1 protein-coding gene (only partly in view) is annotated in these 17,000 nt (G+C 66.8%); it reads right to left on the bottom strand.

Features of this window, described 5'->3' with window-relative positions; genetic code table 11:
* Positions 1 to 17,000, bottom strand: partial view of a non-ribosomal peptide synthase/polyketide synthase gene (locus tag ACMCNM_RS15080; RefSeq protein ID WP_412764778.1) — the 5' portion only. 5,332 nt of this gene lie to the left of the window's left edge; 17,000 of the gene's 22,332 nt are visible here — the first part of the coding sequence; it begins with the start codon at positions 16,998 to 17,000; its stop codon lies beyond the left edge, outside the window.

The raw sequence follows: 17,000 nt of genomic DNA, 5'->3' as shown, positions 1-17,000 counted from the left end.
TCGATGCGCAGCGGCAAGGTGTTGATGAACACGCCCAACGCCCGGTCGGCCCCTTCACCGCCCTGCAAGCGCCCCATCAGCACGGTGCCAAACACCACATCGGTGCGGTTGGCGAGCACACCCAGCACCCGTGCCCAGGCCAGGTGCGCCAGGCTCGCGGCACTCACGCCCAGCTGCCGAGCCTGTTCGCGCAAGCCGCGCGCCACGCTGGCGTCGATGACCAGGTGGGCTTCCTCGATAGCGTGGCCGTCACCCTGTACGTCGCTCAGGCCAAACGGCAAGGTCGGGGTATCAAGGTCCCCCAGCATCTCGCGGAAGAACGCTTCATGGCTGGCATCGTCGGCCCCAAGGCGGGCTTGGGCAACATAGGTGCGATAAGGCACTGGCGCCGGCAAGCGTTCGCCCTGGCCCGCCAGCAACACCTGCATCTCGCTGGCGATGACTTCCATGGCGGTATGGTCCAGGGCCAGGTGATGGAATTGCAGAATCGCCACCACGCGCTGGTTGGCCGGGTCATCGGCATGCAGCAGGCGCAGCAAGGGTGCCCGCGACAGGTCGAGGCGCTGGTGACGGGCGTCGAAGCAGGCCTGCAAGGCATCGATCACCGACCCGGTAGCCAGGCCTTCGATTGCGCTCACCTGCATCCGCGCTTCCCGCCAAACCACTTGTACTGCGTGCGCAAGCCCTTCGCTGACCACTGCGGTGCGCAGAATGTCGTGCCGGTCGATGACCTGCTGCAAGGCGCCCGCCCAGCGCTGCAAGTGCGCCAGGCTGTCGAAGGCCAGGCGCGACTGCAGCAGGTACGGGTCGCCCTGTGCGGCGCTCAAGTGGTGGTACAGGATGCCCTCCTGCAGCGGGGCCAGCGGGTAGATCTCTTGCACATTGGCGGCGCCACCCGGCACCGTGGCGACGATACGGTCGATACTGGCCTGGTCGAGCTCGATCAGGCTGAGCATGTCCGGGGTGATGTGGCGGGCCGTGCGTGGCACACGGTTGGCGGGCACCTGCACCTCGCGACCGCTGCCCACGGCGGCGGCCAGCGCCGCCAGGGTGGGCTGGGCAAACAGCACACGCACATCGGCACTGAGGCCGGCCTTGCGCATGCGCTCGACCAGGGTCACGGCCAGCAGCGAATGGCCGCCCAGCTCGAAGAAGTGGTCGTGGCGCCCGACCTGCGCGACCTTGAGCAGGTCGGCCCAGATCGCCGCCAGGGTGGTTTCGACCTCACCCTGTGGCGCCTCAAAGGCACGGCTGAGTACCGCCTCGTTGCCGGGTTGCGGCAAGGCACGGCGGTCAAGCTTGCCGTTGGCGGTCAGCGGCAATTCATCCAGGCACACGTAGGCCGCTGGCAGCATGTAGTCCGGCAACTGGCCTTGCAGCTGTTGGTGCAGTTCGGCAATGCCAGGGGCCGGGTTGTTGGCGGTGAAATAGGCCACCAGGCGCTTGTCACCGGGCACGTCCTCACGCACCACCACGGCCGTGTCACGCACACCGGCACACGCGCCCAGGCACGCTTCGATTTCACCCAGCTCGATGCGGAAGCCTCGCAGCTTGATCTGCTGGTCGGCACGGCCCAGGTAACGCAACGTGCCATCAGCCTGCCAGCAGGCCAGGTCGCCACTGCGGTACATGCGCGCACCCGGCTCACGGCTAAACGGGTCGTCAAGGAAGCGCTCAGCGGTAAGAGCCGGCTGGCCGAGGTACCCCAAGGCGACGCCAGCGCCGCCGATGTACAGCTCACCGACCGCGCCAACCGGCAACGGCTGCTGACGGGCGTCGAGCACATAGCAACGGGCATTGCCGATCGGCCTGCCAATCGGGATGCTGCCCTCGCCGACCGTGGCGATGAGGTGGGTGGTGCTGAAGGTGGTAGCTTCAGTCGGGCCATAGCCATTGAGCAGGTGTTGTGGGGCGCCTTCGCGCAGCACCCGGCCGACGATGGCCGGGTCCAGCACATCGCCGCCCAGCATCAGGTAGCGAAGCTTGGCGAATGCCGGCAGCAGGTCATCGGCAAACTGATGGAACAGGCCGGCAGTCAGCCACAGCACGCTGACGCGCTGTTCCAGCAACACCTCACGCAATGCCTGACGCGACAGCACCTGGTCCTGGTCGATGACGACCACCGTGCCGCCGTTGAGCAGCGGTGCCCAGACTTCCAAGGTACTGGCGTCGAACGCAGGGTTGGAGGCGAACGCGACACGGTCCTGGCAGGTGAATTCGGCAAAGCCGTTATTGATCACCAGGCGCACGATGGCCCGGTGCGGCACTTGCACGCCCTTAGGGGTGCCGGTAGAGCCGGAGGTGTACATGATGTAGGCGGCGCTTTCGGCAGCTACCGCCAGGCCCGGCGACTGCTGCGCGTACCCGGTGAAGTCGAGGCGGTCCAGCTCGACGCGCAGGGCATTGCCTACCCGCTGTTCGCTGCTGAAGGTGAGCAAGACACGCGCCTGGCTGTCTTCGATCATGAAGGCCTGGCGCTCGGCAGGCGCGTTGCTGTCCAGCGGCACGAACACCGCCGCGCATTTGCTCGCCGCCAGTTGCGCAGCCAGTAACTCGATGCTGCGGGGCAGCAGCAGGGCCACACGATCGCCAGGGCGCACGCCCAGGGCGAGCAGGTGGTGAGCCAGGCGGTTGGCGTGCTGTTCGAGCTGCTCATAGCTCCACTGCCGGCCACCGTGAACCACCGCCGGTGCAGCCGGGCTGAGCGCGGCATAGGTGCCAAACAGGGTGTGCAGCGCATGTTCCCGTGGGTAATCGCGGCGGGTGGCATTGAAGCCTTGCAACACCAGTTCGCGCTCGGCAACTGCCAGCTGGCTCACCTTGTGCAGGGCCGTGGTCGGCGCCTGCGCAAGGGCCTGGGCCAGTTGCTCAAGGGCGGTGCTGAGCAGGCGGCAGACCTGCGCGCCATCGACCTCCGGCACCGCTTGCACGGTCAGCACAAAGGCGTCGCCCACATCGTCGACGTTGACCACCAATGGGTAGTTGCTGCGCTCATGCGCGGCCAGTTGCTCGATACCCTGCCAAGCCTGGCGCAGCTCGGCCTTGGCCGGTGCACTGTGGCGGAAGTTGAGCAGGCTGGTGAACAGCGCCTGAGACGCCGGCACTGCGCTGCAACGCTGAGCCAACGCCAGCGAGGCTTGCTCATGGGCCAGCAAGCGGGCCAGCCGTTGGTGGGTCAGGCGTACGCCCTCGGCCACCGCCGTGGCACCCACGCTCACCCGCAGCGGCAAGGTGTTGATGAACATGCCAAGGGCCCGTTCAGCCCCCTCGCCGCCTTGCAGGCGACCGAGCAACACCGTGCCGAACACCACTTCCTCGCGCCCTGACAGTTGCGCCAGCACCTGCCCCCAGGCCTGGTGCACCAGGCTGGCGACGCTGATGCCAAGCAGGCGGGCCTGCTCGCGCAAGCGGCCGGCCAGCGCCGTGTCCAGGGCCAGACGGCTGTCCAATACACGGCTGCCGTCACTGAGCGCATCGCGTAGGCCGAATACCATGGTGGGTTCGTCGATGTCGCCCAGCAGCTCGCGGAACAGAGCTTCGTCAGCCTGGCTATCGGCGCCCAGACGTGCCTGCGCCACATAGTTGCGGTAGGGCACGCTGGCCTGCGACAGGGCCTGGCCTTGCAGCACTGCGGTGATCTCGGCCACCAGCTGTTCGACGGCTGCGTGGTCGAGGATGATGTGGTGGATCAGCAGCGTGGCTTCCACGCGGCCCTCGCCGTGGCTAGGGAGCAGGCGGATCAAGGGGGCCTTGTTCAAGTCGAGCGTGGCGCTGCTTTCATCACCGCGCACGGCTGCGCCGACTGCCGGCACAGTGCGCCAGACGACCTGCACGGGCTCTTCCAACCCCTGCCAATGGATGCTGGTGCGCAGGATGTCGTGACGGGCGATAACCTGGTCGAGCGCTGCGGCAAAGGCATCGAGCTCGGCTTGCGTCGGGAAGGCAAAGCGTGCCTGCAGCACGTAGGGGTCTGCGCCTTCGCTGGCCAAGTGATGGTAGAGGATGCCTTGCTGCAGCGGGGCCAGGCCGTAGACATCCTGGACATTGGCCACGCCACCGGGGATCTGCGCGACCAGGGTGTCGATGGCCGCCTGGGACAGCTCGGCGAGCGGTAGCATGTCCGGCGTGATGCGTGTGCCCTCTGCCGGAATGCGGTTGGCTGGCACGCTAATGCGGGTTTCACCGCCCACCGCAGCGGCGAGCGCTGCCAAGGTCGGCTGGCCGAACAATACGCTGATATCGGCATGCAGGCCTTGTTGGCGCAGGCGCGAGGTCAGGGTCACCGCCAGCAGCGAATGGCCGCCCAGTTCGAAGAAGTTGTCGTGGCGCCCTACCCGCTCCACGCCCAGCAGCTCAGCCCATATCGTTGCCAGCAGGGTTTCGGTTTCGCCTTCTGGGGCTTGGTACTCGCGGTTCTGCAGGGCCTCGGTATCCGGCAGTGGCAAAGCCTTGCGGTCGAGCTTGCCGTTGGGGCTTAGGGGCAGTGCGTTCAGGTGCAGGAACAGCGCGGGCACCATGAACTCCGGCAGGTGGGCCAGCAATGCCGTGCGCAGAACGTCTGTGGCCTGCTGCTCACCGGTGTAATACGCCACCAGACGCTGGTCGCGGGCGACCACGACGGCTTCTTTCACGCCTTCGATGGCCGTCAGGCCAGCCTGGATTTCACCCAGCTCGATGCGTAGGCCGCGCAGCTTCACCTGGTCATCGTTGCGGCCCAGGTATTCGATGTTGCCATCGGCCAGGTGCCGCGCCAGGTCGCCGGTGCGGTACAGGCGTGCACCAGGGCGGGTGCTGAACGGATCGTCGAGGAAGCGTTCGGCGGTCAGTTCGGTGCGGTTCAGGTAGCCTCGGGCGACTTGCACGCCGCCGATGAACAGCTCGCCAGCCACGCCTTGCGGTACGGGTTGCCCCAGCGTATCGAGTACATACAGCGTGGTGTTGGCGATGGGTTTGCCGATGGGGGTGTTGTCCGGCGCCGTCACGCAATGCCAGGCGCTCACGTCCACCGCTGCTTCAGTCGGGCCGTACAGGTTGTGCAGTTCAACGGTTGGTAATTGCGCGTGGAAGCGTCGAACCAGGCTGCCCGGCAAGGCTTCGCCGCTGCACAGGACGCGCTTCAACGAAGCCGCCGAGACGTCACCATGGGCCAGGAACACATCCAGCATCGAGGGCACGAAGTGCAAAGTGGTGACGTTTTCGCTGCGGATCACCTGACGCAGGTACTCCGGATCGCGATGGCCGCCGGGGCGCGCCATGACCAGACGTGCGCCGGTTTGCAGCGGCCAGAGGAATTCCCATACCGATACGTCGAAGCTGAATGGGGTCTTCTGCAAGACCACGTCGTCAGCGCCGAGGTTGTAGGCCTCCTGCATCCACAGCAGGCGGTTGACCACGCCGGCATGCTCGTTCATCACGCCTTTCGGCAAGCCGGTGGAGCCTGAGGTGTAGATCACGTAGGCCAGGTGACGCGGGGTCAAGCCGGTGACAACTGGGTTGCTGGACGGCTTGGCGTTCCAGGTCGGCTGATCCAGGTCGATAACCTGGGACGAATCCGGTACGTGCCGCGTAGCACTGTGCACCAGCACCGCCACCGGCGCGCTATCGCTCAGCATATGCCGCACGCGCTCCGCTGGGTAATCGGGGTCAACCGGTACATACGCGCCGCCCGCCTTAAGAATGGCCAGCAGGCCAACCACCATCGACAGCCCACGTTCGACGCAGATCGCCACCCGATCATCAGGTTTAAGACCGAGTTCAATCAGGTGATGCGCAAGGCGGTTGGCCTGCTCATTCAGCTGGCGATAGCTCAGCATGCCTTCTTCGGCTTTAACCGCGACCGCATCCGGCCTACGCAACACCTGCGCCTCGATCATCCCGTGCAGGGTCTGCTCAAGGTCATAATCCACCGCCGTGTCGTTGAAGCCCAGCAGCACACGCTCACGCTCCTGCGCTTCCAGCACCGGCAAGCGCTGCACCGGCAGTTCCGGTGTCTGCTCCAGCGCCTCGACCATGGCCTCCAACACCTGGTTCATCTGCCCACAGATACGCGCCGCGCCTACGTCGGCCGGGGTCATGGCAACCAGGCGGAAGCCCTCCCCCAAATCGTCGACGTTCAGGCTCAACGGGTAGTTGGTGCGCTCCTGGCCTTCGAGCACGTCGATGCCTTGCCACGCCTGCCGCTGTTCGGCGCTGGCTTCTGCGCCATGGCGGTAGTTGAGCATGGCGCTGAACAACGGCAACGGTGTAGCCACAGCGCTGCAGCGCTGGGCCAACGCCAAGGACGCGTGTTCGTGCGCCAGCAGTGCACTGAGGCGCTGATGCACGGCCTGCGCCCCTTCGCGCAGGCTCACCTCGCCCAGGTCGACCCGCAGCGGCAAGGTATTGATGAACATGCCGAGCGCCCGCTCGGCGCCCTCACCGCCTTGCAGGCGCCCCAGCAACACCGTGCCGAACACCACGCGGTCCTTGCCGCTGGCAGCGGCCAACAGGCGCGCCCAAGCCAGGTGGAACAGGCTGGCGACACTGATGCCCAGGTGCCGTGCCTGGCGCCGCAGCCCTGCGGCCAGCTCGGCCGACAGCGCCAGCTTGGCTTCTTGCATGCCAAGGCCATCGCCTTGCACATCGCTAAGGCCGAACGGCAACGTCGGCTCGTCGACATCCGCCAACTGCTCGCGGAAGAACGCCTCATGCTCGGCCTGGCTGACACCCAGGCGCGCCTGGGCCACGTAGTTGCGATACGGCACGGGGGTTTGGACCGGCGGCGTGCCCTGCAGGAAGCCCATCAACTCCTCACCGACCACCTCCAGGGCGGTGTGGTCGAGGACGATGTGGTGGAACTGCAAGGTGGCTTCGATGCACTCGCTGCCCGGTGCCTGGCGATGAAGCAGACGAATCAGCGGCGCTTGGCTCAAGTCCAGGCCAACGGTAGCCGCATCGTCGTCGCGCAGGACCTGCAGCGGGGCGTGACGCCAGACCACCTGCACAGCCTGCGGCAGGCCGTCCCATAGCACTGCTGTGCGCAGCACGTCGTGGCGGGCGATGACCTGGTCCAGCGCGCTGGCGAAGGCTTGCAGGCGTTCGCCGTTGTCAAAACGCAGCCGGGAATACAGCACATAGGGATCGTGCTCGGCGCTCAGGTGATGGTAAAGGATACCTTCCTGCAGCGGGGCCAGCGGGTAGATGTCCTGCACATTGGCCGCACCGCCCGGCACGCGCGCGACGATGCGGTCGATCGCGGGTTGGTCGAGGTCGATCAGGCTCAACAGGTCTGGGGTGATATGAGTACAACCGGCAGGGATGCGGTTTTCAGGTACCCGCACTTGCTGGTTGCGACCCAAGGTCTCGGCCAGGGCCGCGATGGTAGGCCGGCCGAACAGGGTCCGTACATCGACTTGCAGCCCTTCCAGGCGCAGACGCGCAGTCAGGCTTACCGCCAGCAGCGAATGGCCACCCAGCTCGAAGAAGTTGTCGTGCCGGCCCACGTGCTCGACGCCCAGCAGTTGCGCCCACAGTTGGGCCAGCAGGGTTTCGGTCTGCCCCTGCGGCGCCTGGTAGGGGCGTTCATGCAAGGCGGCATCCGGCGCGGGCAGCGCTTTACGGTCGAGCTTGCCATTGGGCGTCAACGGCAACTGGTCGAGGTGGATGTACTGTGCCGGCAGCATGTATTCCGGCAGGTCCTGCAGCAGTGCCTGGCGCAGGCTGTCCGCCACGGGCGGCTCACCGGTGAGGTAGGCGACCAGGCGCGGCCCACTGGCCGGGGCATCGTAAGCCAGTACCACGGCCTCGCGCACACCGGGCACACGCACCAGGCAGGCTTCGATCTCGCCCGGCTCGATGCGCAGGCCGCGGATTTTGACCTGGTGGTCGTTACGGCCGAGGAAGACCAGGTTGCCATCCTCGCGCTGGCGCACCAGGTCACCGCTGCGGTACAGGCGATCGCCCTCAACGAAGGGGCTGGCGATGAAGCGTTCAGCCTGCTGGTCGGGCAAGCCCAGGTAACCCCGCGCTACACCCGCGCCGCCGATGTGCAGGTGGCCGACCACGCCCCACGGCACAGGTTGGTCGTAGTGGTCGAGTACATACAGCCGGGTATTGTCGATGGCGGTACCAATCGGCAACGCCCCGTGCGGCAGGTCCGCGCCCGGTTCCAGCGTCCAGGCGCTGCAATCGACGGTGGTCTCGGTCGGGCCATACACGTTATGCAGGCGCACACCCGGCAGGCGCTCGCGTACCTGGGCGGCCAGCGCCTGGGTCAACTCACCACCACCGCAGACGATATCGCTAAGGCTGGCGCAGCGAGCGCTGGCAGGTGCTTCAAGGAACTGCTGCAGCAACGCCGGCACGAATTGCACCACGCTGACCTGCTGCGCCTCGATCAATTGCGCGAGGTAGTGCGGGTCACGTTGGCCGTGCGGGCGCGCCAGTACCAGGCGTAGGCCGCTGCACAACGGCCAGAACAGTTCCCACACCGAGGCATCGAAGCTGACCGGGGTCTTGTGCAGCACAGCGCCTTTGCCAGGTAGCTGGCAAAGGCGCTGGCTCCAGCGCACCAGGTTGACCACGTTGCGGTGTTCGACCATCACCCCCTTGGGCTGGCCTGTGGAGCCGGAGGTGTAGATCACATACGCCAGGTGGCTCGCGTTCAGCGCAGCTACGCGAGGGTTGCTGATCGGCTGGGCTTCCCAGCAAGGCTGATCGAGGTCGACCAGCTGCACCAGGGTGCCGTGTACGACCTCACGGGTAGCGCCGTGCACCAGCACGGCCAGCGGCGCACTGTCGCTCAGCATGTGGCGGATACGTTCAGCCGGGTAACCCGGGTCGACTGGTACATAGGCGCCGCCTGCCTTGAGGATGGCCAGCAAGCCGACCACCATCGACAGCCCGCGCTCGACGCAGATCGCTACACGGTCATCCGGTTTGACGCCCAAGCCGATCAAATGATGGGCAAGCCGATTGGCCTGCTCATCGAGCTGGCGATAGCTCAGTTCGCCTTCCTCGGCGACCAGTGCGATGGCATTGGGGGTGCGCCGTACCTGGGCCTCGAACAGCCCGTGCAGCGGTTGCGCCATGTCGTGAGGCGTTTGCGGGGCATTGGCCAGCAGTCGCCGGCGCTCATCAGGCGTCAGTACCGGTAACTGCTGCACGGGCGTGTCAGGCGCGTGCTCAAGTGCATCCAGCAACCCGTGCAGCACCTGCAGCAGTTGGTCGCAGACACGCTGCGCGCCCACTTGGGCGCTGACCTGGGACGTCAGCCGCAGGCCGTCGCCCAGGGCGTCCACGTTGACACTCAGCGGGTAGTTGCCGTGGCCGCCGCTGGGCAGTGCCTGGATGCCTTCCAGGGCTTCGCGTTGCGCTTGCTGCTCGGGCTGGCTGGCGCCATGCCGGTAGTTGAGCATGGCACTGAACAACGGCGTCGGCGCAGCCACGCCGCTGCAACGCTGGGCCAAGGCCAGCGAAGCGTGCTCGTGCACCAGCAATGCACTCAGCCGCTGGTGGGCCAGGCGCACCCCTGCGCGCACGCCTAGCCCTTGCAGGTCCAGGCGCAGCGGCAAGGTATTGATGAACATGCCCAGGCCCCGATCAGCCCCGGCGCCCCCTTGCAGGCGGCCCAACAGCACGGTGCCGAACACCACGCGGTCGTTGCCACTGGTGGCGGCCACCAGCCGCGCCCAGGCCAGGTGCAGCACGCTGGCGGCGCTCACGCCCAACTGCTGGGCCTGGCTGCGCAGGCGCCGGTATTGCTCAGGGGCCAGTTGCACCGTGGCCAACTCGAAGGTGCTGGCCTGGCCCTGCAGGTCGGCCAGGCCATAGGGCAAGGTCGGTTCGTCGATGTCGGCCAGCTCGGCGCGGAAGAACGCCTCGTGCTCGGCCTCGCTGATGGCCAGGCGCGCCTGGGCCACGTAGTTGCGGTACGGCACGGCCGGTTGGCTGGGCTGCTGGCCGCGCAGGTGATCGCGGATTTCTTCCAGCACCACCTTCATGGCCGTGTGGTCCAGGGCGATGTGGTGGAACTGCAGAGTGGCTTCGAGGCCTTCGGTGCCTGGCTGTGGGGTCTGCAGCAGGCGGATCAGTGGGGCTTGGCTCAGGTCGAGAGGCCCGGTGGCTTCGCTGCTATTGACCAGCACCGAGCCCGGCACGCTGCGCCATACCACCTGCACCGGCTGCACCAGTCCGTCCCAGAGCACGGCGGTACGCAGGATATCGTGGCGCGCGATGACCTTGTCCAAGGCCTGGGCGAAGGCCAGCAGGCGGGCTTGGCTGTCGAATGCCACACGCCACTGCAGCAGGTACGGGTCTGCGTCTGCGGCACTCAGGTGATGGTAGAGAATGCCCTCCTGCAGCGGTGCCAACGGGTAGATGTCCTGCACGTTGGCAGCACCACCTGGCACCGTGGCGACGATGCGCTCGAGGGTACTGGCGTCCAACGTCAGCAAAGGCAGCATGGCGGGGGTAATGTGGGTGCAGCCCGCTGGAATACGGTTCTCGGGCACGCTGATTTGGCGACCTTTGCCCAGCGCGGCAGCCAGTGCAGCCACGGTGGGCTGGCCGAACAGCACCCGCACGTCGGTCTGCAGGCCCTGTTGGCGCAAGCGTTCGATCAGGGTCACAGCCAGCAGCGAGTGGCCGCCCAGCTCGAAGAAGTTGTCGTGCCGCCCTACCCGTTCCACGCCCAGCACATCGGCCCAGACGCTGGCCATGGCCGCTTCGGTCTCGCTGGCAGGGGCTTCATAGCCCTGGCTGATCAGTTGGGCCGCGTCAGGATCAGGCAGGGCCCGGCGGTCCAGCTTGCCATGGCGTGTCAACGGCCATTGGTCCAGACGGATGAACGCCTGCGGCACCATGTGCCCCGGCAAGCTGGCCTGCAGCGCGTGACGCAGAGCCTCGACCGCCACCGGCACCTGTTCGGTGAACCAGGCCACCAGGCGCTCACCGCGCACCAATACCACGGCATCGGCAATACCGGCCTGGGCCGTCAGCGCCGCCTCGATTTCACCCAACTCCACGCGCACGCCGCGGATCTTCACCTGGTCGTCATTGCGGCCGAGGTAGTCCAGCGTGCCATCGGCGTTCCAGCGCACCAGGTCGCCACTGCGGTACATGCGCGCGCTGGGCTTGCGGCTGAACGGGTCGGCGAGGAAGCGCTCTTCGGTCAGTTCAGGGCGATTGAAATAGCCCCGCGCTACCTGCGCGCCGCCGATGTACAGCTCGCCCACGACGCCCACGGGCACCACTTGGCGATGGGCATCGAGCACATAGACGCGAGTATTGGCGATGGGCGTGCCAATGTGCAGAGCTGCACCCGGCAAGACCTGGCCAGACGTGGCGACCACCGTGGTCTCGGTCGGCCCATAGTTGTTGACCAGGGCGAAACCTGGATCGCGGTCGAACTGACGCAGGCGGTCGCCACCGATCAGCAAGGTGCGCAAGGTGGGGTGTTGCCGTTCGCGGCGCAGCGCCTGTTCGGCCACCGGCGTGGGCAAGAAACTGACCGCCAGCGGCTGCTCGAGCCACCAGTCGAGCAGTTCATCCACATGTTCATTGCCGATGTGCGCAGGTGGCAGGTGCAGCGTGGCACCGGCACACAGCGCCGGCCATACTTCCCAGGCCATGGCGTCGAAGCCAAAACCTGCGACGCTCGAGGTACGCACACCGGCCTCCAGCGCGAAGGCCTGGCAGTGCCAGTGCACCAGGTTGGCCAGGGTGTGGTGTTCGATCATCACGCCCTTGGGCTGGCCGGTGGAGCCGGAGGTGTAGACCAAGTAGGCCAAGTGGTGCGCATCCAGCCCAGGTACGTGCGGGTTGCTGTACAGGGCATCATCGGCGGCGGCCTGGTCGAGGTTCAGGCGGGGTATGTCAGCAGGCAGGCCGGCAATGCCCGTTTCGCTCAGCACCAGGGCGGGTGCGCTGTCGGCCAGCAGGTAGGCAATGCGTTCGGCAGGATAGCCCGGGTCGACCGGCACATAGGCAGCGCCGGCCTTGAGCACGGCCAGCAGGCCGATTACTCGCTCGGCGCTGCGGCCCACGCACAATGCCACGCGGTCACCGCCGCGCACGCCGCGTGCGATCAGCTGATGCGCCAGGCGGTTGGCCCGCAGGTTCAGGTCACCATAGCTGAGTGCCTGGCCATCCTGGATCACGGCCGTGGCATCCGGGGTCTCGGCTGCTCGGGCCTCCACCAGCGCGTGCACCGTCTGCCCTTGCGGGTAGTGCTGTGCGGTGGCGTTGAAACTGCCCAGCAGCTGTTGGCGCGCTTCGTCGCTCAGGATCGACAAGCTGTCGACCCGCGCCTCCTGCCCTTGCTGCAATGCTTGCAGCAGCTGGGTGACGGCATTGACCATCCAGGCGGCGACCCGCGCCGCACCCATCCCTGCGATAGCCAGCACACTGAAGGTGAAACCTTCACCCAGGTCATTGACGCTGAGGGTCAGCGGGTAGTTGCTGCGCTCCTCGCCACCGAGCAGGCGCACACCCTCCCAGATTGCCTCGCCGGTGGCCGCGTCGGCGCTGTGCCGATAGTTGAGCAAGGCACTGAACAACGGCGCGGACGCGGCCACGCCACTGCAGCGCTGGGCCAAGGCCAGCGGCGCGTGCTCATGGCCCAGCAAGGCCGAGAGGTTGCGGTGGGTGGCGCGCACGGCGGCACGCACGGCCAGCGTGGTGTCCACCCGCAGCGGCAGGGTGTTGATGAACATCCCCAACGCCCGGTCGGCGCCCTCGCCGCCTTGCAGGCGGCCCATCAGCACCGTGCCAAACACCACATCATCGCGGTTGGCCAGCACGCCCAGTACGCGCGCCCAGGCCAGGTGCATGAGGCTGGCGGCACTGACGCCCAGTTGCCGCGCCTGGGTGCGCAAACCGTGGGCAACTTCGCCGTCCAGTGCCTGGAACGCCGTTTCGATGCCGCGGCCATCGCCCTGCACATCGGCATAGCCCAGTGGCAAGGTTGGTTCTTCGACATCCGCCAGCATCTCGCGGAAGAACGCCTCGTGGGCCGCCTGGTCACCCAGGCGAGCCTGGGCCACATAATTGCGGTATGGCACCGCTGCCGGCAGTGTGTGCCCCTGGCCGAACAGCAAGGCGCGCATTTCGCGGGCGACCACATCCATGGCCGTGTGGTCGAGGGTCAGGTGATGGAACAGCAGAATCGCCACCACCTGCTGGTTGGCAGGGTCCAGGCTGTAATACAGGCGGGTCAATGGCGCCTGGGTCAGGTCCAACCGGTGGTGCCGCGCATCGAACCGGGCATGCAACTGTTCAACCCGCGCCAGGCCATCGTCATCGGCCAGGTCGTCGATTTCGCTGACCACCAACTCGGCCTTGCGCCAAACCACCTGCAGCGGCTGCGCCAGCCCTTGCCAAAGTACGGCGGTGCGCAAGATATCGTGGCGATCGATGACCTGTTGCAGCGCACCGGCCCAGGCCAGCAAGCGCTCGACACTGTCGAAGGCCAGACGGGTCTGCAGCAGGTAGGGGTCGCCCTGCTCGGCGCTCAGGTGGTGGTAGAGAATGCCTTCCTGCAGCGGGGCCAGCGGGTAGATTTCCTGCACATTGGCGGCGCCACCCGGCACTGTGGCGACGATGTCGTCGATTGCTGCCTGGTCCAGGTCGATCAGGCTGAGCATGCTCGGCGTGATGCGTTGGGCCTGCGCGGGCACCCGGTTGGCCGGCACCTTCACTTCGTGGCCGATGCCCGCCGCGCCGGCCAAGGCCGCCAGGGTCGGTTGGGCGAACAGCACCCGCACATCGATCAGCAGGCCAGCCTTGCGCAAGCGCTCGACCAACGTCACCGCCAGCAGCGAGTGGCCGCCCAGTTCGAAGAAGTTGTCATGGCGCCCTACCCGCTGCACACCCAGCACATCGGCCCAGATCGCCGCCATCGTCGCTTCGGTTTCGCCCGTGGGCGCTTCGTAGGCCTGGCCGAACAACTGCGAGGTCTCTGGGTCAGGCAGCGCGCGGCGGTCGAGTTTGCCATGGCTGGTCAGCGGCAGCTCATCGAGGCGCACGAACGCCAGCGGCACCATGTGCGCCGGCAAGCGGGCCTGCAGGGCCTGGCGCAAGGCGTCGAGAGCGACAGGGGCAGTCTCGGTGAACCAGGCCAGCAAGCGCTCGCCCCGCACCAGCACCACGGCGGCGTCGATACCCGGCTGCGCCGCGAGGGTGGCCTCGATTTCACCCAACTCAACCCGCACACCACGGATCTTCACCTGGTCGTCGTTGCGGCCGAGGTAGTCGAGGGTGCCGTCGGCATTCCAGCGCACCCGATCACCGCTGCGGTACATGCGTGCGTTGGGCTGCTCGCTGAACGGGTCGACAAGAAAAGCCTGCTCGGTCAACGCCGGGCGATTGAAGTAGCCCCGCGCCACTTGCGCGCCGCCGATGAACAGCTCACCCGCGACGCCAACCGGGACTGGCTGCAAGCCTTCGTCCAGTACATAGACGCGGGTATTGGCGATGGGCCGGCCGATGTGCAGTGCGCCGTTGGGCAAGACCTGCCCAGAGGTGGCGACAACAGTGGTTTCGGTCGGCCCATAGTTGTTGATCAGGGCAAAGCCTGGCGCTCGCTCGAACTGGCGCAGGCGGTCCCCGCCCACCAGCAAGGTGCGCAGGGTCGGGTGCTGGTGTTCGCGGCGCAGGGCCTGCTCCGCTACCGGGGTGGGCAGGAAGCTGACCTTCAGTGGCTGCAACAGCCACCAGTCGAGCAACTCATCGACATGCTCGTTGGCGATGTGCGCGGGTGGCAGGTGCAACGTGGCCCCGGCGCACAAGGCTGGCCAGACCTCCCAGGCCATGGCGTCAAACCCGAAACCGGCCACGCTTGACGTGTGCGCATCGGCGTCCAGCGCAAAGGCCTGGCAGTGCCAATGCACCAGGTTGGCGAGCGTGTGGTGCTCGATCATCACCCCCTTGGGCTGGCCGGTGGAGCCGGAGGTGTAGACCACATAGGCCAGTTGCTGCCCGTCCAGCCCAGGTCGCTGTGGGTTGCTGTCGTGCGCAGTACAGGTGCTGATGGGGTCCAGGTCCAGGCGCGGCACCTCGGCCGGCAGCCCATTTACCGCAGTCTCGCTCACGACCAGTGCCGGGGCACTGTCAGCCAGCAGGTAGGCAATGCGCTCTGCTGGGTACGCCGGGTCCACCGGCACATAGGCCGCGCCCGCTTTAAGCACTGCCAGCAACGCAACCACGCGCCCACTGTTGCGCGGCAGGCACAGGGCCACGCGGTCCCCCACCTGAACGCCGCGTTCGATCAGCTGGTGAGCCAGTTGGTTGGCACGGCGGTTGAGTTCGTCGTAACGCAGCGCCTGGCCATCCTGCAACAGCGCAACCGCTGCTGGCGCGGTGGCGGCACGGGCCTCGACCATGGCGTGTACGGTCTGCCCCTGCGGGTAAAGCTGAGCGGTGTGGTTGAACTGTTGCAGCACCTGATCACGCTCGGCAGGCGGCAATACCTGCAACCCTTGCAGCGCTGCCGTGGGGGTGTGTTCCAGGGCGTCGACCAGGCTTGCCAACACCTGTTCGAACTGCGCGCACAGGCGTGACGCACTCCACCCTGGCAGGCTCTGCACGGTCAGGCGCAGCGCGTCGCCCAGGTCGTCGACGCTGACAGTCAGCGGGTAATCGGTGCGCTCCTCGGCGCCGACGATATCGATGCCAGCAGCCACCGGGATGATCTCGGCGGCATCACCGGCGTCACTGTGCCGGTAGTTGAGCAGACTATTGAACAGCGGCGCCGGCGCGGCCACACCGCTGCAGCGCTGCGCCAGGGCCAGCGATGCTTGTTCGTGGCCGAGCAAGGCGCTGAGCCGTCGGTGCGTGGCCAGCAGGGCGTCACGCACGCTGGTTGGGCCCAGGTCGATGCGCAACGGCAGGCTGTTGATGAACATCCCCAGCGCCTGCTCGCTGCCGTCGCCGGTGGTCATGCGGCCCAGCAGCACGCTGCCGAACACCACCTGCTGGCGGCCCGACAGTTGCCCGATCAACCGGCCAAAGCCCAGGTGCAACACGCTTGCCGGGCTCACGCCGAGTTGCCGGGCCTGGCTACGCAGGCGCTGGCTGAGCGCAGGCGGCAGGGTCAGGCGTGCTTGTTCCAGTTGCACATCACCTTTGTCCTGCAGGCCGAAGGCAAGCGTGGGCTCATCGATGTCGCCCAGCATCTCGCGGAAGAAGCGCTCATGGGCGTCCTCATCCAGTGCCTGGCGAGCGGCGGCCAGCACATTGCGAAACGGCATGGGGGGCGCCAGTCGGTCGGACTGGCCAGCGATGTGCGCCTGGATTTCACGGCGCACGATATCCAAGGCGGTATGGTCCATCACCACGTGGTGGAACATCAGCAGCGCCACCCACGTAGTGCCCTCGCCTTGCGCGTGCATCAGTTGCATCAGCGGTGCCTGGCGCAGGTCGAGACGATACTGGCGCGGGTCGAAGCGCGCGCACAACTCAGCGAGGGCTGTGCTGCCAGCGACTGGCACGGCTTCGCGGACCAGCGTCGCCTCTTGCCAGACCACCTGCACCGGTTGGTCGAGGTATTCCCAGTGCAGCGCGGTGCGCAGGATGTCATGGCGTTGGATCACCCACTGCAGCGCCTCGGCGAAGGCTTCCAGGTGGGTTTTGCTGGCGAAGCGCAGTTGCACCTGCGACAGGTACGGGTCGCCCTCGGTGGCGGACAGGTGGTGGTACAGCATGCCCTGCTGCAGCGGGGCCAACGGGTAGATGTCCTGAACGTTGGCTGCGCCGCCCGGCACGCTGGCGACGATGCGGTCGATCGCTTCCTGGTCCAGCGTGACCAGGGGCAGCATGTCGGGGGTGATCCGGAAGGCCGGGCTGAGCCAGTCGTCATCGCGTTCGGCGAGCATCTCCAGCAACGCCGGCTTGTGCCGTGACAACGCCTCCCACAAGCTGTCGTCCAGGGTATCGTCATCGCCGAGGACGATCAGGTCCTGGTCTTCACGCTGGAGTCGGATCGCACGGGTGGAAAGAGCAGCCATCAGTTCGCTGAAGTGCAT

Origin of the sequence: Pseudomonas sp. NGC7, from assembly GCF_047159675.1 — a bacterium.
GTDB classification, from domain to species: Bacteria; Pseudomonadota; Gammaproteobacteria; order Pseudomonadales; family Pseudomonadaceae; genus Aquipseudomonas; species Aquipseudomonas kermanshahensis.
Note: the sequence above shows the minus strand (reverse complement) of the source record. Positions and strands in the feature narration are given on the sequence as shown.